This is a genomic window from Tenacibaculum sp. SSH1-16 (genome assembly GCF_040104435.1).
Taxonomy (GTDB): Bacteria; Bacteroidota; Bacteroidia; order Flavobacteriales; family Flavobacteriaceae; genus Polaribacter; species Polaribacter mesophilus.
The window spans coordinates 78,991-98,115 of record NZ_JBECOV010000002.1; the positions used below are offsets into that span (position 1 = coordinate 78,991).

Below are 19,125 nucleotides of genomic sequence, written 5' to 3' on the forward strand. Positions count from 1 at the left end.
ACAATTTTTGTTTAATTAATAAAAGAAATAATTAAACAAAAAGTTGATAGCTATTAATTTTTTGTTTAATTGTTTTTGCTTTTTCTAGAATTTCTGAGAAGTCTTTTGATATTTCCATTTTTTGCAATAAAGTATACATCATACGCATTCGGTGGTTATTTTTCAACTTCTCTTTATTTTTGTAAAGAAACTCCCAATACAAAGTATTATACGGGCACGAATCTTCTTCTGTTTTTGTTTTGTAATTATAAAAGCATTCTTTACAATAATTACTCATTTTATTAATATAACTTGCGCTAGATACATAAGGTTTTGTGGCCACTATCCCACCATCCGCGTACTGACTCATCCCTCTTGTATTTGGTAATTGCACCCACTCTACAGCATCTATATATACTCCTAAATACCAAGCATCTACCTCATCTGGATGAACCTCTAACAATAACGCTAGGTTACCTAAAATCATAAGACGCTGTATATGATGCGCGTATGCATTATTTAACGAGTTTTTTAACGATTGCTTCACACAATTCATTTTTGTTTTTCCTGTCCAAAAAAAATCTGGCAATGAAACTTTATTATTAAAAAAATTCTTTTTTTTAAAATCTTCTCCTAATTGCCAATAAACACCTCTCATATACTCTCTCCATCCTAATACTTGACGAATAAAGCCCTCTGCCTGAGAAACGGCTATTGAAGGTTTCTTATAAAACACATCAACAACCTTCTCTACAACTTCTCTCGGGGTTACTAATTTTAAATTAAGAGCAAATGATAATCGAGAATGAAACAGAAAATCTTGTGATGAATGCATTGCATCTTGATAATCTCCAAAAAACTCTAACAAATTGTCACAAAAAAAATCTAGTTGCTTTATTGCTTGTTCTCTATTTATTGGATAAGTAAAAGTTAATGTTTCTTCTCCAAATGTAACCACTTCTGCTTCATTAAGCTCTTTTAATAATGCTTTACAGTCAATATTAGTCTCATAAGGCAAAGGAACTAATTCATCTTGATTCCATTTTTTTCTGTTAGATGCATCATAATTCCATTTACCGCCAACTGGTTCATTATTTTCTACAAGTATCTTATGCTTTTTCCTCATATAGCGATAAAAATCTTCCATAACTGTTTTCTTTCTACCTTCAGAAAACTCTTTTAACTCATTCCTTGTAGTGTAAAAATGTTCTGTATCATACGATTTAACTGGTATCTGTAAGCTCTTGAGTTCATTTTTAAATTGCACATCTAAACGAAACTCGTCAGGCAACTGATATTCAATTTTTGTAATTGAGTATTTTTTTTGTAATACTTTAATATTTTTTATAAGATTGTGCGTGTTATGCGAATCTGATATTTTAAAATACTCTACTGCGTGACCTTTCTCTTCTAGTTTTTTAGCAAAACTCCTCATTGCTAAGAAAAACCCTACAACTTTTTGTATATGATGTTTTACATACTCCGTTTCTTGCTTCATTTCAAACATAGCATACACTACTTTTTTGTTTTTTTGCTTAAACCAGCTATGAGATTCGTTTAACTGATCACCTAAAAGCACTCTAAGTATTACGTCCATTACTTATCAATCCATTTAGCTCTAAATTCCCCATACTTATCATATGTATTAGCTTGCCATTCTATATCAAACTTTTTACTCTCAGAACTATTTCCTACTCCTGCTATATACATCCAGTTACCATAATTACTCTGCGGATCATAATCTACTAACAAAGATTCAAAGTAGGCTGCCCCAATCCTCCAATCTTGCTGTAAGTTATGTACAAAATAAGATGCTACGTTTTGCCTTCCTCTATTACTCATCCAACCTGTTTTTCTTAACTCTATCATATTAGCGTTTACAAAATCGGATGTAGTATTACCTAAAACCCAATTTTTTATCACCTTATTATCATGAATACTTAGTATCGTTTTTTTCTGAATCCCCCCTAATTTGAAGAAGTCATTTTTGTGATAACGAACTGCATGTTTAAAGAACTCTCTCCATAACAACTCAAAATACACCCAATATGTTGATGAATTTGCCTCATATTCGTCTTCAAATCTCTTTAGTTCTTTATAAATTGTTTTTACACTAATAGATCCATTAGATAACCAAGGTGAAAATTTTGTACTACAATTTATTCCTAATAAATTATTTCTTGTTTTCTTGTAGTCAATCACTTTTTTTGTTTCAAAAAAATAACTTTTCAACCTTACTAACGCTTGCTTTTCTCCTCCTTTAAAAGGAAAAGAATTTCCTAAAAATTTTTCTGCACGAGAACAGTTTGGTATTTCAAAAAATGCCTGAGAATATATATCCTGATAGGGTAAATGATAATTTAATTCTGTGTCTATATCTAATTTTTTTTCAACTTTATTTCTAAAAGATGAAAAAGACAACGGGTATTTTTTGTTAAATAACGTATCTATTTGATGTGGCTCATACAAATATTGATTTGTTACCCTTATCTTTTTTACCTTACTACCAACTACTTTTCTTACTCTCTTTTCTATATCTTTTTCATCACTAGTTTCATCTTCTTGATAAACTAGCGTAGTAATTAAGAAATCGTTTTGAATCTCTCTAACAACGGTTTCTGTTTTTTTTAACCCTACATAAAAAGGTATATTATATTTAGCTAAACTCTCCTTTAATTCTTTTAATGTTTCAATTAAAAAACAAAGACGGAATTTTCCTGTTCTCTCAAAAGAATATTGACGTTTAAAAAACACAGGATCAAACGCATAAAAAGCCACCAAATAACGTTTAGTCGCTATTGCTTCTTTTAACAGTTTGTTATCAAAAACTCTTAAATCATTTCTAAACCAAATTAAGGTGCATTCTTGTTTTTGTTTTTCCTGCATTTTTTACTACAGTATTTTACTTCACTCCAACTAGCTTCCCATTTCTTCCTCCATGAAAAAGAAAGCCCACAAACTTTACAAATTTTGGTTGGTAAGTGCTGTTTTTTCAATTTTAAACAAATTATTTTGACAAAAAATTAATGAGTTGCTTAAATATAAGTCCATGAAACGGTAAAACAGCAAACCAATAAACTCTACCCCATATTCCTTTAGGTCTGAATACTGCTTTTTGATAAAGTAAGCCGTCTTTAATAACATACTCTAACCATGCCTCTCCTGGTAGTTTCATTTCTGCAAAGAGCAATAAACGTTTATTATCTTTATCCGCTAATAATACACGCCAAAAGTCAAGCGCATCTCCTGGCTCTAACTCAGTCGGATCTCTTCTACCTCTACGCAACCCAACACCTCCAAAAACTTGATCTATAAAACCTCTTACTTTCCATAAAAAAGTAAATTTATACCAACCTCGCTTACCTCCTATTTCCCATATTTTCTTAAGTGTTATGTTTTCATCTGAAACTTTTCTGATTCTTTCATCAATAAAGCACCCATACTTAGGAAGGTTTATGTATTGAAAATATTCTTTTCTAAAAACACCACTTACCTTAGCATCTTTCCAACTTGATATAACGGAATTTTGCGCTATTTTAACAAAAGCTTTTTTTACCGCCTGTTTATAAGTAATAGGTGCTACTTCAATTATTTCATTAATATTGCTTTTACTCCCTATAACCTCAACGGTCATACTATCTACGAGTGATTTTGCCAAATTAAACGAAGTTGAGGTAACAAAGTACAACCAATAAGATGATAGCTTTGGTGATAAAAATGGCACTGTGAATATAATTCTATTTAACTTTCTTACCTCAGCAAACTGTAATAACATTTCTTTATATGTGAGAATTTCTGGACCATAGATATCAAATGATTTATCGTACACTCTCTCTTCTAATAAAGATTTTGTTAAGTATGTTAAAACATCTCTTATTGCAATAGGCTGTGTTTTTGTATACAACCATTTTGGAGTTACCATTACAGGAAGTTTTTCTACAAGGTCTCTTATAATTTCAAATGACGCACTACCACTTCCTACTATTATTCCTGCTCTAAAAGTTGTTACTGCATACGTTTTTGATTGTAGTATTTTTTCTACCTCATATCTCGATTTTAAATGCTTTGACAATGAATTATCATTTACAATACCACTCAAATACACAACCTGCTTACACATAGTTTTTTCTAATAGACTCTTAAAATTATTTGCACAATCCGATTCTAACTTAGAGAAGTCACTACTACTTGTAGACATAGAGTGTATCAAATAATAAGCTGCATCAATATTTTTAGGCAACTCTTTTTTAGGCTTTAAGAAATCTATTTCTAGAAAAGATATTTGTGTATTATCTTTAAATTCTAATGGAATTCTACGTACATCTCTAACACAGCATACAAGTTCATGCTGTTCTGATAACAGCATAGGTATTAATCTTTTACCTATATAACCCGTTGTTCCTGTGATTAGAATCCTCATTATTATTTTGGTCTTTGATAAGACAGTCTTTTATAATTCTCTGCTACCATATAGGTATCCAACCCATTAATTGCAGCTACTTTTTCTTTTGATAAGTTTAAAAAACCATCTTCTGAAAGCATAGAGTCCTTAAAATACAAATCAGTAACTTCACCTAACACTAAAATAGTTCCATTAACTTTTATATAGTGCTCTTCTAAAAACTTCATCCCTATTTGTAAGGGTGATTCCGCAACAAAAGGAGCATAAAAACCATTCTTAAACTCTTCTGACAATGTTGTTTTATCAAATTCTGAAATCTCTGACGGGTATTTAGCAGAAGTATGATGTGCTTCCTCAATCATTACTTCATTAATAGCATTAATAGTATAATACCCTGTTTCTTTTATATTGTTATACGTATTCCTAACAACGGTTGTGGGACGTAATACAAACCCTAAAATTGCTGGACTTGAACCATAATGCACCACCGAACTAAAAACTGCAACATTGGTTATATTATCAGTTGATTTTGTTGCAATAAGGTTTGCTGGTTTATAACCAGAAATACTGTTCATCAAGTTTATTTTATACAGATGAGGAAACTCGTCTATTTGCTGACGTGTAATGTGCATTATACCGCATTAAAATTATTAATTTTTACCTTGTTTGCTTTTAAATCGTGCATTAGGTTATATAAACCAAAAAATGTTCGATTAATGTAAATGAAGTGTTTTGATCCTCTATTTCCGTTCATCTTTTTAAGCTCGGTACTCTTGGCATATTTCTGACCTAAATCTGCTATTTTCCCGAAGAACTCCTCATCTGAAAAATCAAATTCTTCTTGCTGAAAAGGTTGTGTAAAGAGTGATAACATTTCATAAAACAATGCTTTAAAAAAGGTTATTTCTTCTGGTGTATCATCTTTTCTCAAGATTTCTAACTCATAGAGTTTACTTTCAAAAAAAGCTGGATTATCTATATTTTCTCTTTTTGCTAGTTCGAAATAAGGCACATAAAAACTTTCAGGAACTTCTTTCATACATCCAAAATCGATAACAATCAATTCATTTGATTTAGACACTAAAAAATTCCCTGGATGCGGATCTGCATGTACCTTTTTTAGCTTGTGCATTTGATACATGTAAAAGTCCCACAAAGCTTGCCCTAGTTTATTTGCAACATCTTCAGGTTGCTCATTTTTAGTAAACTCTGACAGGTGAACTCCATCCATCCAATCCATCGTTAAAATTCTATCTGATGACAAATCTGAATAGTATTTTGGAAATTTTAAGTTTGGAATATGTTTACAGGCATCTGCAATTTCATTACTCTGCGCAAGTTCTAATTCGTAATTAGTTTCTTCCAAGAGCTTTTCTTCAACTTCTTTAAAATATTCATCTGAACCTTCTCCTTTAATGTTAAACATTTTCATCGCAATAGGTTTCACCAATGCTAAATCGGTTGAAATACTATCAGCAACCCCTGGATATTGAATTTTTACAGCTAGTTCTTTTCCATCTTTAGTGGCTTTATGAACTTGTCCTATACTTGCTGCATTTACTGATTCTGCTGTAAACGTATCAAAAACTTCGTTTGGTGTTTTACTGAAGTATTTTTTAAACGTTTTGATTACTAAAGGTCCTGATAATGGTGGAACTGAAAATTGTGATAATGAAAATTTTTCTACGTAAGCATTGGGCAAAATATTTTTTTCCATGCTTAGCATTTGTGCTACTTTTAATGCTGACCCTTTTAGTTCTTTTAATCCATCGTAAATATCAGCAGCATTATCTTCATTAAGTTGCTTTTTAGCTTCCTCTTCTGATTTAGTGATTTTATTGCCGTAGTACTTGGCATAATTTACACCAACTTTCACTCCTGTTGAAACCAACTTGGTAGCTCGTTCTATTTTTGACGTAGGTATTCTGTTTAAGGTTTTCATGTCATTGGTGATTTTTCCTTCCACAAAAATTTCGCTAAATCAATCACACTTTTTACAGGTGCTATTTGTTGAATATCAAAACTTGCCTTTACTGATTTTTCTATAAATAAATCTGTTTTTTCAAAGTTTGATGACTCATCTTTTATCCAAAATTTTAAAATAAGCAATAGCTGCATCCAATACCCCTCTGCAATAGTTTTATCTTGAATTTTGTTGATTTTATCATTTTTAAAATCAATTTTTTCAAGGCTTATTTCATTTACAAAATGAATAAACTCTGTACGCAGTTCTTGCAATACTTTTAATTTCGAAAAATCTGTTTTTATCCTTTTTAACTGCGCCAATACATACGATCTATTTATTGTTAATAATTCAAAAAAGGTAAAATAGAAACTCAATAGTTTATCTTTTGGCAAATAGTCTTTATAAGCTTCTGTTTTGTGTAGTAAATGAATGGTTTCTTTAGCGAAAATTCCGAAAACAGCTTTTTCTAAGCTTTCAAAGCTTGAAAAGTGTTTATAAAATTCCGCTTCTTCAAAGTTATTTTCTTTCGCAAAAGAAAATATTGAATTCGGTTGACCTGATAATAGTACCGTATTCATATACCATTCTATTATTTTTTCTTGTGTTATGTTCTTTTTTTTGGCCATAGTTTAATTATTTAATACAATATATGCGTTGAGACTAGTTGCAATCGTCATCCATATTAAATATGGAAGTATAAATAGAGTATACCACCTTACTTTTTTTACATACTCAAAAGTGAAATAACCAATAACTAGCCATAATAAAGCGATTACAACCAAGCCTAATTTTGTTAAATGTTGATTAAAGAAAATATAGTTCCAGCTTACGTTTAAAATCCACTGATCTACATATAAAATGAGTACCTTTTTGTTTAAAAATTCATGCTGAAAACTCACTTTTGTCATGTATACAGAAAACAATACCATAATGATTGTCCAAGCTACTCCAAAAACCCAGCCTGCTGGTGTCCATGGAGCTTTATTTAAAGACAAGTACCAATCTGTTCTTGGTCCTTCATTCATTAACCAAACACCAATACCTAAGGCTGAAAGGTTAGCTATTAAGAATATTAAAAAACGTATGTATTTATTTTCTTTCAAGTTTTCTGTTTTTTAAGAAATTAAAAATTAACTGTACTGAAAATAACATTGTAAATGCATAAAAAGCATCTTCTATAGGTATCGTAAAAATTCTAAAATCTAAATTCTCTGCGTTATTGTACCAAACTACCGGTTCTTCTATAAAGCTTCCTGTTAAAATTCCATTGACTAGTAGAAAAGGAATTAATATTACTAAGAAACTAGGGTAGTATTCTTGCAATGTACTCAAGTGGTTCTTTAACGCATAACCTAACAATAGTAAAAACAGCACAAAATTTACTGTGGTGTACCACTTTCCGAAGTTAAAGATCAACAATAAGCTCACTAAAAAAATGAGGAAAAAGCTTACAATTACTGTCCCAGGTTTTGACATTTTAAATTTTGGAAATAAAAACTTCAACGCTTCATGTGTAAACAAACATGCATAGGGTATACAGAAAAAAAACATCCATTCTTCTATGGGCATTTTCAACAGTTTTAGCGATAAATGATAGTCTGGATTAAATCCCCATACTCCCATTTGCGTAAACCAACTGTCCCAGATTAAAAAAAACAAGGCGACTAACAAAATACTAAGCGCTGCTTGTTTGAAATATTGTATAAAGTGTAGTTTTTTTTCAAAAACACTATACAATAGCGGAATACTTAAACTGCCTAGATTTAATATTAGATATAAATACTGACTCACTGTCTTTTATTAAAATATTTAAAGGGCACAAACAACATACCGAAACATTCTCCGTCGTGTTTCCCCAAATGTTTATGATGAATTTTATGTGCTTTTCGCAATCCTTTTAAGTATTGATTGTTTGTTTTGTCGAACCACTTGAACCTTCTGTGAATTAACACATCATGCACCAAGAAATAAGCAATACCATAAAATAATATTCCCAGACCTATGAAAAACAAAAAGTTTAACTCTGGTCGAATTCCGAAGTAAAATAATAACATACTAGGTATTGCAAAGACAACAAAAAAAGCATCGTTTTTTTCAAAAACATGCGGATATCCTGGTTGATGATGATCTTCATGTAAGTACCAACCAAACCCATGCATCACATATTTATGCGTGCACCAAGTAACCCCCTCCATAACAATAAACGTTAGTGTAGTTACTGCTATGTAAATTACTATATTCATAATGATGTATTGTTAATTATATATGTATGTAAATAACTTACACTGTCTTTTTTTTGAAGCACTTCTTTTAAAAACTGCTTGTCTTTTTTAATAGAAGATGTATATCCTAAAACACTTGGTGTATTTTCTTGTATTATTAACCTTAGATACCTTAGGTGAACATTATTAGGATTCTTTAAAATCAACTCTTCTAATTTGTTTTTATTTGTGTTAAAAACTTTTAGTTTACTCCAAGGCATTACTTTATATTTTGCCTGTTTCATTTCAAGAGAAATTATATAGCCTTGAATACTCACTTCTTTACTATTTTTATAATTGGCTATATAGGCTAACTCAGCTTCTTTTGTAACTAATTCATGGTATTTTTTAACATGATTAGGTGCATTATTGAAGCTTATTATCGACATAAATAACAGTACTCCTAAGATACCACTTTTTATCATAAAAAGTTTAATTTATACCTTACATAACTTCTTGCTAGAAGATTAATTTTCATCGGGTTTGAAATTCGAATCCTTGTGTCCATGATTTTTGTTGAAGGTGTGTTTTTTAGCTTTTTTAATAGTTTTTTGTAATACCTATATGCCATATATACTCCAAATTTTGCTTCAACAGGCAGCTTTAAAATTCCGTTTTTATAAGCAACATCAAAATCATCTTCTATTTCTTTAATAATTGCATTTTTTCCTTCTGTACTTAAATCTCCAAAATTGATATTTGGAAAGTAAGACCTATTCAATTCGTTAAAATCTTCTTTTAAGTCTCTTAAAAAATTTACTTTTTGAAACGCTGACCCTAAACGCATTGCAGACTCTTTTAGCTCCTCATATTTTTGCTGATTCCCATTTACAAAAACCTTTAAACACATTAACCCTACAACATCAGCAGAACCATATATATATTCATTATACTCTTCTGTAGTTGTATAGGCTGTTTTATACAAATCTGCTTTCATACTTTTTAAAAAAGCCTGAACCTGCTTATCAGAAATTTTGTACTTATTTACAGTATGTATAAACGAGTTTAAAATAGGGTTTAAACTAATTCCTCTATTTTTAGATTCGTAATAATCTCTTTCGAACTTTAATAATAATTGTTTCTTATCGTACTGATGAAAAGAATCTACTATTTCATCCGCAAAGCGTACAAAACCATAAATATTATAAATATCTGTACGTATTTTTGGTGATAACATCTTCGTAGCTAACGAAAATGAGGTGCTGTATTTTTGAGTTACTAACTTACTACATGCATAAGAAACCTCATCAAATAATTGTTTCATCTTTATACGTTTTTAAAATTAAATCTGAAGCTATTTTTCCTGAAATTAAAGACGGAGGAACTCCTGGTCCTGGTACCGTTAATTGTCCTGTAAAAAATAAATTCTCTACTTTTTTACTTTTTATTTTTGGTCTTAAAAATGCTGTTTGTGTTAAAATATTTGCCAAACCGTAGGCATTTCCTTTATACGAATTATATTCCTTAATAAAATCATTTACACAAAAGCTTTCTTTAAACAACACATGTTTTTTTACTGATTGATTTGTTAGTCTTTCTAACCTCTCTATTATAATATTAAAATAACGTTCTCTTAGCTCCGGAGTATCTTCTATACCAGGCGCCAATGGAATTAAAAAAGTAGCAGCCTCTTTTCCTTTAGGCGCAAAAGAACCATCTGTAATTGAGGGAAAGCTAGCATAAAACAATGGTTCTTTTGGCCAACAAGGAACATCATATATTGTTTTCGCATGCGCATCAAAATCTGTATCAAAAAACAAGGTATGATGACATACATTTTTTAACTTCTTGTCAAACCCTACATAAAAAAGCAAAGATGAAGGCGCAAATGTTTTTTTATCCCAATAACTTTCTGAATATTGCCTTAAATATTTAGGCAGTAAAGTTTCAGTATGATGATAATCTGCTCCACTTAACACTACATCAGATTTCATTAATTTTCCATCTACCGCAACCCCAACTGCTTCACCTTTATCGTTTACTACAATTTCTTCAACATTTACATTGGTTTGAAATTTCACACCTAAGCTCGATGCTAGTGTAGTCATAGCCTCAATTACTTTATACATTCCTCCTTTTGGGTGCCATGTACCTAAGCCAAAATCGGCATAATTCATAAAATTATAAAACGCTGGGGTGTTACTTGGTTTTGCCCCCAGAAACAACACTGGAAATTCTAAAATTTGAATTAGTTTTTTACTTTTAATTTTCTTTCTTACCTCATGTCTGATAGTAGAAAAAAACTGAAATATCTTTCCCATAGTAACTGGAGTTACCAACTCTAAGGGAGAAACTCCTGGCTTATAAACTAAATCATTTATAGAAACATCATAATTATATTTTGCTGATTTTAAAAAAGACTTCAGGTGTTTTGAACTTCCTTTTTCTTCTTTTTCAAAAACCTCATAAATCTCCTCTAATGTTCCTGGAATTACTATTGAATCTTTTTCTCCAAAGTATACTTCATAAGCAGGGTTTAATCTTTCTAACTCATAGTAATCTGAAGGTTTCTTTTCAAAGTCTGCAAAAAACTTTTTAAAAACATCTGGCATCCAATACCATGTAGGCCCTATATCAAAAGTAAAACCTTCTCTTAATAACTGCCTTGCTCTACCACCAATTGTGGCATTTTTTTCCAAGATTACCACTTTATATCCAGCTTTTGCTAAATAGCAAGAAGCTGATAAAGAAGAGAAACCTGAGCCTATTATATATACCTTTTTTTTCAAATTATTTCTTATAAAGATAATTAAAATTAATTGCGAACAAAAAAATCGCTCGCAATCAATACATTAAATTAAGTTTATGGTAAAAGAACACTATCTACTACATGAACTACACCATTTGTTCCTTGTACATCTGTCAATGAAATTACAACAGATTGTCCTGAACTTGTTTCTAATTTTGCTCCATTTGATAAATCAACAGTCACTATACTTCCATCAAACATTGTGATTTCTTGATTATCACTTAATTCATCTGATTGCACATTTCCTCCAGCAAATACATGATATTTTAACACTGCCTCTAATGTTGCGATTGGAATATCTGCTAACGAATTCCAAGAATCGTTACTATCTAATAACGCTTGAAATGCATCATTTGTTGGAGCGAATATTGTATAAGGTCCTTCTTGACTTAACAAAGAAACAAAATCAGTAGTATGACGGCTATCTGTTAAAGCTGCAACCAAAGAGGTAAAACTACTATTATTCAACGCTAAGGTTACTACATTAGCTGGCAACATTACCTTATCAATTGTGTGTATCACTCCATTTGAAGCCATAATGTCTGTAGCAATTGGCTTTGAATCTCCATTAAACTCTACTGCTCCATCAACTTCCACTTGCAATGACAACATTTCATCGTTTGGACCTGTTGACAATGTATTTACGTAGGTATTGGATAAATTAGCTGCCTTTACTTCTCCACTTATCACATGAAACAACAACACTGATTTTAATGTTTCTACCGGAATATCATCTAATGAGTTCCATGAGTCATTACTATCTAACAACGCTTGAAATGCCGCGTTTGTAGGCGCAAAAACCGTAAAAGATCCTTCGGCTTGTAACGCCGATACTAAATCAGCTTTTTGTAAAGCAGACACAAGAATACTTAAATTGGAATCTGCAACTGCTACATCAACTATAGTTTTGGGCTTTTCTATCACTGGATCATTATCATCGCTACACGATGTTAACAAACCAAAACTTAAAAACAGCCCCAAAAAAAACACAGAGGTTAAATTCTTTACTTTCATAATTCTACACTTTAAAATTAATGCTTACTCTTTTTATTTTTATAGTCTATTTTTCAGCCTCGATAGACTTTGTTTACATTAAAACAAAAAACATTAAACAAAAATAGTTTTTGCCAAAAAAATGTGCTTTAATTTTAAAACACACTTCAAAGCTACTTATTTTGTTTAACAAAAACAAAAAAAAGTTAAACACAATGTTAAAACCGCTCTAATAACGCCACCAAAGAAGGATACATCGTTATTTTCGCTTTAAAATCAATATGACTAACCGTCATCGCTTTATTTCCTATTGCTATTAGCTCATGATTAGTATTTTCTAACATTTTGTCTATTTCAAAAAAATATTCTTCTACTTTATCTTCATATGGCTGAACAGTCATGGAAGTAATAAAACAAATTTTTGTTTCATTTTTAAAAAAGTAGTTTAAGTTATCTAAGGGTAAACTTTGCCCTAGATAAATAGTATTATACCCCCTTAATATAAGCTCATAATTTAAATACATAAGCCCTAATTCATGAATTTCATTTTCTGGAAGAAACAACACATAACTTGTATCTGAGTTATTACTAACGTACTCTAACTTCTCTATGTTAATCTGAATTTTTTGTATGATTAAATTAGATATGAAGTGTTCATGTGCTGGCAATAAGGTATCTGTTTGCCATAATAACCCTACATGATTTAAAAAAGGAATAAAAACATCTTTAAAAACCTCTCTAAAAGTCTTTGTTTTCAACAATCTATTGTAAGCATTGTTAAATAATATTTTATCGAATTGAAACATTGCTAACTTAAAAGAATTAACAGCTTCATCGTTTACTGCCATTTTAAAAGCTAACTCTCTTGCTTTTAAAACAATAGTATCATCAGACATTTCTGCTATTTTAGAAATCTTTATACTATTTTTATTCAACAAGACAACATTTAGTAATTTCTGTAAATTTTCTGAAGAGTAATAACGAATATTGGTATCGGTTCTCTCTGGCGATAACAGATTGTAGCGTTTTTCCCAAATTCTAATTGTATGAGCTTTTATTCCTGAAATATTTTCAAGATCTTTAATTGTAAAAACTGATTTTATATTGTTCAATGTATTCTTAATTCTTTTGAACAAAGATACAAATTTTAACGAATTACAAACCTACACCACTTCTTATGAAGATTTTATACTTATTTTTGATTGTTATTTTTCTTTAAATTTATGAATCTTCAAACGCGAATACCACTTACGAAGCAAAAACATAATCAAATTAATTATCAGTCAAAACTACTTTTACTTGGTTCTTGTTTTTCTGAAAATATTGGCGACAAACTTAACTACTACAAGTTTCAATCAAAACAAAACCCTTTTGGTATTTTATTCCACCCTAAGGCTATTGAAAACTTAATTACAAAAGCATTAAACAAAGAAGAACATACCGACAAAGATGTTTTTTTTCACAATGAACGATGGCACTCTTTTGAAGCACATTCAAGTTTAAGCGCTATAAATAAAAATGGATTATTAAACAGCTTAAATTTATCCATACAACAAACTTTTAAGCAACTACAAAACACCACACACCTTATCATTACACTAGGTACAGCATGGGTATATAGAGAAATCTCCTCGGATAATTTTGTAGCCAATTGCCACAAAGTTCCTCAGAAAAAATTTTTAAAGGAATTATTAAGCGTTCATGAAATTTCTGAAAGCTTAGAAGCTATTAACTCTCTTGTTAAGTCAGTAAATAAAAACATTTCAGTTATTTACACGTTATCTCCTGTACGACATTTAAAAGATGGTTTTAAAGAAAACCAACGTAGTAAAGCACACTTACTTTCAGCTATTCATGAAGTAGTGGAACCGAGAAATTTTATTTACTATTTTCCTTCATATGAAATTATGATGGATGAATTACGTGATTATCGTTTTTATAATGAGGATATGATTCACCCAAATAAAACTGCTGTGAATTACATATGGGAAAAATTTAAACAAGTTTGGTTTACAGAAGATTCATACAAAACGATGCAGCAAGTCGAAACCATTCAAAGAGGAATAAACCACAAACCTTTTAACTCAGAATCTGAAGCTCATCAGTTATTTTTGAAAAAACTACAACAAAAAAAGGAAACACTTTTACAAGAATTTCCTTTTATGAATTTTTAAGAATTCATTAAAATTACAACACAAGGTTCCATCCCAAAATAAAACTTAAAGAATTTGTTTTTTGATATTGTCCATTAGGGTCACTATCTATATTTGTTAAACCTAAATTATTTCTCAACTCTACAAATAACTCATTAGAATTATCTAATAAAAATATCTTCCCTACCCCAATTGATAACCCTAAGTCAAAATCACTAAAATATTCCGATAAATCTTCACTTAAATCTCCATCATTAACCCTCTCTCTAGCACTTAATAAATACCCCAAAAACACTCCTCCATTTATATAAAAAGGACTTTTCTCTCCTACTTCATATCTTAATAAAACTGGCAACGTCATAAAATCATATAAATCATAGTTTCTAAAACTATTAATTTTCACTCCATTAATTTCAAATTCTGGAGAAAACACACTTACTACTTTCCTTTCATAGTTCAATTCTATCTGCAATGACAATTCATTCTTTAATTGAATATTTGTAGCAATTCCAAACAAATAACCAACCTCAGAATCATGCTCAGTTATTGAACTATCCTGAAACCTCAAAGAAGAATAGTTACCCCCTCCACTTAAACCAAGTTTCACCTGTCTTTGTGAATAGGAAGAAAGAGTAAACACCCCTATAAAAAAGGAGAAAAGTAATTTATTAAATCTCATAGCTTATTTTTATTTGATTTTATAGGAAAATTAGGCTTGTAACCTAATTTTCCTATAAATTTTACTTTTTCACTAAATACTGATCAACATTTTGCCAAGGCCCTCCGTTAATTACATCAATCCCATGGTTTTGTAAAAACTCTGCTGCTTGCCCGCTTCTACCACCACTTCTACATACTGCAATCACTGGCTTATCCCACGATTTAATTTCCTCTACATTTGTAGGAATCGTAGCTAAAACAATATGCTTAGCTCCTTCACTATGCCCTTCATTCCATTCCGCTAAAGTCCTTACATCTAAAACAACTGCTCCTTTAGCTAAATATTCCTGTATTTCGTTACTCATATTCTTCTTTCTAAATAAATTAAATAATCCCATTTTATCCTTCTTGGTAATTTTCCAACAAAAGTAAACCGTTTTCTATTAACGTAGTGTAACTCTTGTTACTTTTCATTTCTTCAAGATATTCACGTAACGCTCCTTTTATTGAAAAATTGTTTAGTGTTGCCAATTCTAACAGCTCTAACGACAACAACCAATCATTTTTATAATTTGATTTTACTTCTGTAAAAATTTCCTCAATGTCTTCCTCAGAAACTGTGCCAACTTCCCTTAGTCCTCTTACTCTGTCATATAAACTATATAACTTTCTATCTGAATCAGAATATTGAATCTTGTGCGTTTTGGTTTCCGATACTTTACCTACATCTCCAAATGAAGCCACATCTGCAGGACCTGCAAAAGCAGATACCACCTCTACACCCACAGCCATATCGTATACTCCCCAATCTGGGTGAAATAACAACGTGTCTCCATGAGTTACTGTACAGTTTTTAAAAGAAATTAGTAAAATCCTACCTCTTAAATCCCTTGTTCCTGTAATTACTTCTCCTACTACTTTTACTCCATCTTCAAACTCTAAGGTAACCTGCTCTCCTTCATAAATACCATAAGCTTTCAAATCTCGCGGACTCATATTCTCTATTGGAATATTAATCCCTTTTAACTTTCCTATTGGACTTCCAAAACCTTCTGCATGATAATTTGTTCCGTGACCTATTAATTCTTTATCTCTATTTGCTAACGCAGTAGGACCAGTTGTTTGTACATAAATGGCTTTATTATTCTCATCAGTTATTACATTGGTAAAAATCCCTGACACTTGAATACCTGTACTCAACTCGATAGTTCCTAAATTTTTAGAATCTATCAATTTTTCTATTCCTTTTAATCCACCAGTTCGTATTGCCATTTTATTAGCAAACTGCTCCAACACTAAACTTAAATGAGCAAAATCTGGAGTAACAAACAACTGAGGTTGAGGTTTTGTAATATCAAAACTTACATTCGCAGCATCTAATGTATATGAAACTTTTTCGACCTCATCTTTCATACACCATTTACTCTCTCCAATAGAAGACAATAACCCTGCTCCATAAATTTTTGGATTTTCTAGGGTCCCTATCAATCCATACTCCACTGTCCACCAGTGTAAATTTCTAATTTGAGCCATTTCTGAAAGCTCTCCCATGTTATTTTGCAACCACTCAACTTGTTCTTGTGCTTCATCAATATCTTTTTGAGTAGAATTAGGATCTTCTTTTAAAATAGACAACAAGCGAATAGCTTCATACATTTCGTAATCTTTTGCTGAAGAAATCGCTTTTGCGCCAATTTCACCAAAACGGCGTAAATATTCAGCATACTCTGGATTTGCTATAATTGGTGCATGTCCTGCGGCTTCATGAATAATATCAGGAGCTGGCGTGTATTCAATATGATCTATCGTACGCATGTCAGACGCAATCACTAACACATTGTACGCTTGAAATTCCATAAAAGCATTCGGTGGTATAAATCCATCAACAGATACTGCCGCCCAACCTATTTCTTTTAAAATACGATTCATTCCTTGCATGTGAGGAATTTTCTCGACGGAAATGCCTGTCTTTTTCAATCCATCTAAGTACGAAGCATGCGCTACTTTCCCTAAATAATCTACATTCATACGCATTACATAACGCCATACAGCTTGGTTTTGAGCCGTATATTCATCATACGGTTGTTTTACCACGAACTTATGTAAATGCCTGGGTAACTTCTTAGTAACTTCGTTTAACTCAAAGTGAGGCTCCATAATGTTGTTTGTTTTGCTGTGTAAATTTAAGTTTTTTATAGTTCATAAAAAATTGATATCCGTTAAATTATATATTTTGTACTTTTACTTTCGGGACTAATAAAATAACTTATTGATGAAAATTAAAGGAGGTTTAAAAACTCGTTTGCTTGTAGGTATAGCTATTGTTGCTTTTGCTTATCTACGTAAATGCAGTCAACAAGAGGTAAACCCTTATACAGGGAAAACACAAGCAGTTAGTTTATCTCCAGAACAAGAAATTGCTATCGGACTACAACAAGCTCCTATGATGACTCAGCAACACGGAGGCTTGTATCCTAATGAAAATGCTCAAGTACTTGTAGATAAAGTAGGTGCAAAGCTCGTAAACAACACGGTAGCTAAAAAATCAGGTTACCAATTCGATTTTCATTTATTAAGAGATGAAAAAACAATCAATGCTTTTGCCTTACCTGGAGGGCAAATTTTTATAACTCATGCTTTATTCACTCAATTAAAAAACGAAGATCAACTAGCAGGTGTACTAGGTCATGAAATAGGACATGTCTTAGGAAAACATTCTAACGAACGAATTACCGATGCCAATTTTTGGAAACTTTTAACCATGGGAGCTTCTGTCGGCGCTGATTTAGGAGAACTGGCGAATAGTATTGGACAACAAACTTTATTAAAAAACGGTCGTGGTGATGAATTAGAAAGTGATGAGTTAGGTGTTAAATTAATGATTGATGCAGGTTATAACCCTGAAAACTTGATTGGCGTAATGGAAATTTTAAAAGCTGCAGCTGGTCCAAATAGAGTTCCTGAATTTCAAAGCACCCACCCTGACCCTGAAAATAGAATTGAAAAAATTAAAGAAGCTATACGTAAATATAAAAAGTAATGTTGTTACTGTAACATTTAATTAATCGAGTACACTAATAATTATATATTTAAATTAGTTGCTATGAGTTTCAGTGGGTCAGTATCGTCAATGATTACGAGTTTAAAAAACAATAAAAGAAAAAGAACTAGCGCTTTTGAAAAGTTAGAACGTTTCCAAAAAGAAAAAAACGACAAATTATTTTTAAAAAAAACTGCTAATGAAAAGCAGCTTAAAAACATTCGTTTAAAGATAAAAAGACAACAACAAGTTAATTTTATAAAAAACATTCTGGCTTTGATAGCCACCTTTTTAACATTACTTTATATTATCTCATTAGTTTAATCAATATAAAAAGGTTGAATTTTTTAAAAAATCCAACCTTGTGTTAATAACAGATCCCCTATCTTCTTGTTACTTACCTTGAATAATATTGTAATTTATTCCAACACCTACAGAAGAAGGAGAAATACCATCAGACGAAACCCCTTGGTAATACCCGAAAATATTCCACTCGTCGTTGTGATACCCTATTTCTGGCCTGTAATAAAATCCACCAGTTTCACTTCCTTCAGTAAAAAAAGCATACCCTAAATCCGTTCCTAAAAAGAAGTTTTTTGTTGGGTAAAACCTAAACAATCCTGCTACAGGGATTAGTCCTGAATCAGAGAATTCAATAACACCTTCTTCTTTCCCAAAATAATGAGTATACCCTGTCGAAGCTCCTATAGCAAAACTTTCTGCATTTAAAAACTGATATTTCAAATCAACCCCCAAAACAAAAGAAGAAACATCAGAAGCATCACTAACAGGAGCACCTCCATGGATTCCTAATTTCAACCAATTTGTACCTTCTCCCACTTGAGCATTCGCAACTGAAAAACTCGTTATCGCTATTACTAATAAAATTATTTTATTCATATTATTGTTTTTTTTAGTTACG

The 19,125-nt window shown here is 31.2% G+C and carries 22 protein-coding genes; 3 read left to right on the top strand and 19 right to left on the bottom strand.

Going from position 1 to position 19,125, the window contains the following annotated elements:
- Positions 1-31 precede the first annotated feature (31 nt).
- From ABMY20_RS02960 to ABMY20_RS03030, 15 genes are all read right to left on the bottom strand, one after another.
- Positions 32-1,576, bottom strand: coding sequence for a cryptochrome/photolyase family protein (locus ABMY20_RS02960; RefSeq protein WP_349264607.1), 1,545 nt, complete (start codon positions 1,574-1,576; stop codon positions 32-34).
- On the bottom strand, positions 1,576-2,865 hold the full coding sequence (locus ABMY20_RS02965; protein WP_349264608.1) for a DASH family cryptochrome: 1,290 nt from the start codon (positions 2,863-2,865) through the stop codon (positions 1,576-1,578). The genes ABMY20_RS02960 and ABMY20_RS02965 overlap by 1 nt, the downstream gene beginning before the upstream one ends.
- Positions 2,832-2,975 carry a DUF2256 domain-containing protein gene (locus ABMY20_RS02970; protein WP_073182036.1) on the bottom strand — a complete coding sequence of 48 codons (144 nt, stop codon included), beginning with the start codon at positions 2,973-2,975 and terminating at the stop codon, positions 2,832-2,834. Before ABMY20_RS02970 ends, ABMY20_RS02965 begins: the two co-directional genes overlap by 34 nt.
- An 11-nt stretch (positions 2,976-2,986) precedes the next feature.
- The gene (locus tag ABMY20_RS02975) at positions 2,987-4,399 is read right to left on the bottom strand and encodes an SDR family oxidoreductase (RefSeq protein WP_349264609.1); all 1,413 of its coding nucleotides are present in this window, start codon (positions 4,397-4,399) and stop codon (positions 2,987-2,989) included.
- A 2-nt stretch (positions 4,400-4,401) separates the two neighbouring features.
- Entirely contained in the window at positions 4,402-4,956 is a 555-nt protein-coding gene (locus ABMY20_RS02980; protein ID WP_231128376.1) for a flavin reductase, read from the bottom strand.
- A gap of 56 nt (positions 4,957-5,012) precedes the next feature.
- Positions 5,013-6,323, bottom strand: a complete 1,311-nt coding sequence (locus tag ABMY20_RS02985) for a lipopolysaccharide core heptose(II) kinase RfaY (RefSeq protein ID WP_349264610.1) — start codon at positions 6,321-6,323, stop codon at positions 5,013-5,015.
- Positions 6,320-6,973 carry a TetR family transcriptional regulator C-terminal domain-containing protein gene (locus tag ABMY20_RS02990; RefSeq protein WP_349264611.1) on the bottom strand — a complete coding sequence of 218 codons (654 nt, stop codon included), beginning with the start codon at positions 6,971-6,973 and terminating at the stop codon, positions 6,320-6,322. Before ABMY20_RS02990 ends, ABMY20_RS02985 begins: the two co-directional genes overlap by 4 nt.
- Before the next feature lie 3 nt (positions 6,974-6,976).
- Entirely contained in the window at positions 6,977-7,450 is a 474-nt protein-coding gene (locus tag ABMY20_RS02995; protein ID WP_349264612.1) for a TspO/MBR family protein, read from the bottom strand.
- The gene (locus ABMY20_RS03000) at positions 7,437-8,138 is read right to left on the bottom strand and encodes a lycopene cyclase domain-containing protein (protein ID WP_349264613.1); all 702 of its coding nucleotides are present in this window, start codon (positions 8,136-8,138) and stop codon (positions 7,437-7,439) included. The genes ABMY20_RS02995 and ABMY20_RS03000 overlap by 14 nt, the downstream gene beginning before the upstream one ends.
- Positions 8,135-8,590 (bottom strand): sterol desaturase family protein, encoded by a 456-nt coding sequence (locus ABMY20_RS03005; protein WP_172644857.1) that lies wholly within the window; start codon positions 8,588-8,590, stop codon positions 8,135-8,137. The genes ABMY20_RS03000 and ABMY20_RS03005 overlap by 4 nt, the downstream gene beginning before the upstream one ends.
- Positions 8,587-9,033, bottom strand: a complete 447-nt coding sequence (locus ABMY20_RS03010) for a hypothetical protein (protein WP_349264614.1) — start codon at positions 9,031-9,033, stop codon at positions 8,587-8,589. The genes ABMY20_RS03005 and ABMY20_RS03010 overlap by 4 nt, the downstream gene beginning before the upstream one ends.
- Positions 9,030-9,872, bottom strand: a complete 843-nt coding sequence (locus tag ABMY20_RS03015; protein WP_349264615.1) for a phytoene/squalene synthase family protein — start codon at positions 9,870-9,872, stop codon at positions 9,030-9,032. Before ABMY20_RS03015 ends, ABMY20_RS03010 begins: the two co-directional genes overlap by 4 nt.
- On the bottom strand, positions 9,856-11,337 hold the full coding sequence (gene crtI / locus ABMY20_RS03020) for a phytoene desaturase family protein (protein ID WP_159614254.1): 1,482 nt from the start codon (positions 11,335-11,337) through the stop codon (positions 9,856-9,858). Before crtI ends, ABMY20_RS03015 begins: the two co-directional genes overlap by 17 nt.
- A gap of 74 nt (positions 11,338-11,411) precedes the next feature.
- Positions 11,412-12,371, bottom strand: a complete 960-nt coding sequence (locus tag ABMY20_RS03025; protein ID WP_349264616.1) for a fasciclin domain-containing protein — start codon at positions 12,369-12,371, stop codon at positions 11,412-11,414.
- A gap of 197 nt (positions 12,372-12,568) precedes the next feature.
- On the bottom strand, positions 12,569-13,486 hold the full coding sequence (locus tag ABMY20_RS03030) for a MerR family transcriptional regulator (RefSeq protein WP_073182055.1): 918 nt from the start codon (positions 13,484-13,486) through the stop codon (positions 12,569-12,571).
- Positions 13,487-13,573: 87 nt separating this feature from the next.
- Here ABMY20_RS03030 and ABMY20_RS03035 point away from each other — a divergent pair, with 87 nt between their 5' ends.
- Entirely contained in the window at positions 13,574-14,524 is a 951-nt protein-coding gene (locus tag ABMY20_RS03035; RefSeq protein WP_349264617.1) for a GSCFA domain-containing protein, read from the top strand.
- 13 nt (positions 14,525-14,537) lie between these two features.
- Here the strand turns inward: ABMY20_RS03035 and ABMY20_RS03040 are convergent, their stop codons facing one another.
- The 3 genes from ABMY20_RS03040 to ABMY20_RS03050 all read right to left on the bottom strand — a co-directional run bounded on the left by ABMY20_RS03040 (position 14,538) and on the right by ABMY20_RS03050 (position 17,320).
- Positions 14,538-15,182 carry a porin family protein gene (locus ABMY20_RS03040; RefSeq protein ID WP_349264618.1) on the bottom strand — a complete coding sequence of 215 codons (645 nt, stop codon included), beginning with the start codon at positions 15,180-15,182 and terminating at the stop codon, positions 14,538-14,540.
- A 61-nt stretch (positions 15,183-15,243) separates the two neighbouring features.
- On the bottom strand, positions 15,244-15,561 hold the full coding sequence (locus tag ABMY20_RS03045) for a rhodanese-like domain-containing protein (RefSeq protein ID WP_349264619.1): 318 nt from the start codon (positions 15,559-15,561) through the stop codon (positions 15,244-15,246).
- A 1-nt stretch (position 15,562) separates the two neighbouring features.
- Complete coding sequence (locus ABMY20_RS03050) at positions 15,563-17,320, bottom strand: aromatic amino acid hydroxylase (protein ID WP_349264620.1); 1,758 nt, start codon at positions 17,318-17,320, stop codon at positions 15,563-15,565.
- 115 nt (positions 17,321-17,435) lie between these two features.
- Between ABMY20_RS03050 and ABMY20_RS03055 the strand changes: the two genes are divergently transcribed.
- Positions 17,436-18,203 carry a M48 family metalloprotease gene (locus ABMY20_RS03055; protein WP_047790010.1) on the top strand — a complete coding sequence of 256 codons (768 nt, stop codon included), beginning with the start codon at positions 17,436-17,438 and terminating at the stop codon, positions 18,201-18,203.
- A gap of 63 nt (positions 18,204-18,266) precedes the next feature.
- Complete coding sequence (locus ABMY20_RS03060; RefSeq protein ID WP_349264621.1) at positions 18,267-18,527, top strand: hypothetical protein; 261 nt, start codon at positions 18,267-18,269, stop codon at positions 18,525-18,527.
- Between the two features lie 69 nt (positions 18,528-18,596).
- Here the strand turns inward: ABMY20_RS03060 and ABMY20_RS03065 are convergent, their stop codons facing one another.
- A complete protein-coding gene (locus ABMY20_RS03065) occupies positions 18,597-19,103 on the bottom strand; it encodes a hypothetical protein (RefSeq protein ID WP_349264622.1) in 507 nt (168 codons plus the stop codon).
- Positions 19,104-19,125: the final 22 nt, after the last annotated feature.

What these genes read in the sequence shown, in the direction of transcription:
- ABMY20_RS02960 (WP_349264607.1), bottom strand. Translation starts at nt 1,576, where the DNA reads ATGGACGTAATACTTAGAGTGCTTTTAGGTGATCAGTTAAACGAATCT.
- ABMY20_RS02965 (WP_349264608.1), bottom strand. Translation starts at nt 2,865, where the DNA reads ATGCAGGAAAAACAAAAACAAGAATGCACCTTAATTTGGTTTAGAAAT.
- ABMY20_RS02975 (WP_349264609.1), bottom strand. Translation starts at nt 4,399, where the DNA reads ATGAGGATTCTAATCACAGGAACAACGGGTTATATAGGTAAAAGATTA.
- ABMY20_RS02980 (WP_231128376.1), bottom strand. Translation starts at nt 4,956, where the DNA reads ATGAACAGTATTTCTGGTTATAAACCAGCAAACCTTATTGCAACAAAA.
- ABMY20_RS02985 (WP_349264610.1), bottom strand. Translation starts at nt 6,323, where the DNA reads ATGAAAACCTTAAACAGAATACCTACGTCAAAAATAGAACGAGCTACC.
- ABMY20_RS02990 (WP_349264611.1), bottom strand. Translation starts at nt 6,973, where the DNA reads ATGGCCAAAAAAAAGAACATAACACAAGAAAAAATAATAGAATGGTAT.
- ABMY20_RS03005 (WP_172644857.1), bottom strand. Translation starts at nt 8,590, where the DNA reads ATGAATATAGTAATTTACATAGCAGTAACTACACTAACGTTTATTGTT.
- ABMY20_RS03010 (WP_349264614.1), bottom strand. Translation starts at nt 9,033, where the DNA reads ATGATAAAAAGTGGTATCTTAGGAGTACTGTTATTTATGTCGATAATA.
- ABMY20_RS03015 (WP_349264615.1), bottom strand. Translation starts at nt 9,872, where the DNA reads ATGAAACAATTATTTGATGAGGTTTCTTATGCATGTAGTAAGTTAGTA.
- ABMY20_RS03025 (WP_349264616.1), bottom strand. Translation starts at nt 12,371, where the DNA reads ATGAAAGTAAAGAATTTAACCTCTGTGTTTTTTTTGGGGCTGTTTTTA.
- ABMY20_RS03035 (WP_349264617.1), top strand. Translation starts at nt 13,574, where the DNA reads ATGAATCTTCAAACGCGAATACCACTTACGAAGCAAAAACATAATCAA.
- ABMY20_RS03040 (WP_349264618.1), bottom strand. Translation starts at nt 15,182, where the DNA reads ATGAGATTTAATAAATTACTTTTCTCCTTTTTTATAGGGGTGTTTACT.
- ABMY20_RS03045 (WP_349264619.1), bottom strand. Translation starts at nt 15,561, where the DNA reads ATGGGATTATTTAATTTATTTAGAAAGAAGAATATGAGTAACGAAATA.
- ABMY20_RS03050 (WP_349264620.1), bottom strand. Translation starts at nt 17,320, where the DNA reads ATGGAGCCTCACTTTGAGTTAAACGAAGTTACTAAGAAGTTACCCAGG.
- ABMY20_RS03055 (WP_047790010.1), top strand. Translation starts at nt 17,436, where the DNA reads ATGAAAATTAAAGGAGGTTTAAAAACTCGTTTGCTTGTAGGTATAGCT.
- ABMY20_RS03060 (WP_349264621.1), top strand. Translation starts at nt 18,267, where the DNA reads ATGAGTTTCAGTGGGTCAGTATCGTCAATGATTACGAGTTTAAAAAAC.
- ABMY20_RS03065 (WP_349264622.1), bottom strand. Translation starts at nt 19,103, where the DNA reads ATGAATAAAATAATTTTATTAGTAATAGCGATAACGAGTTTTTCAGTT.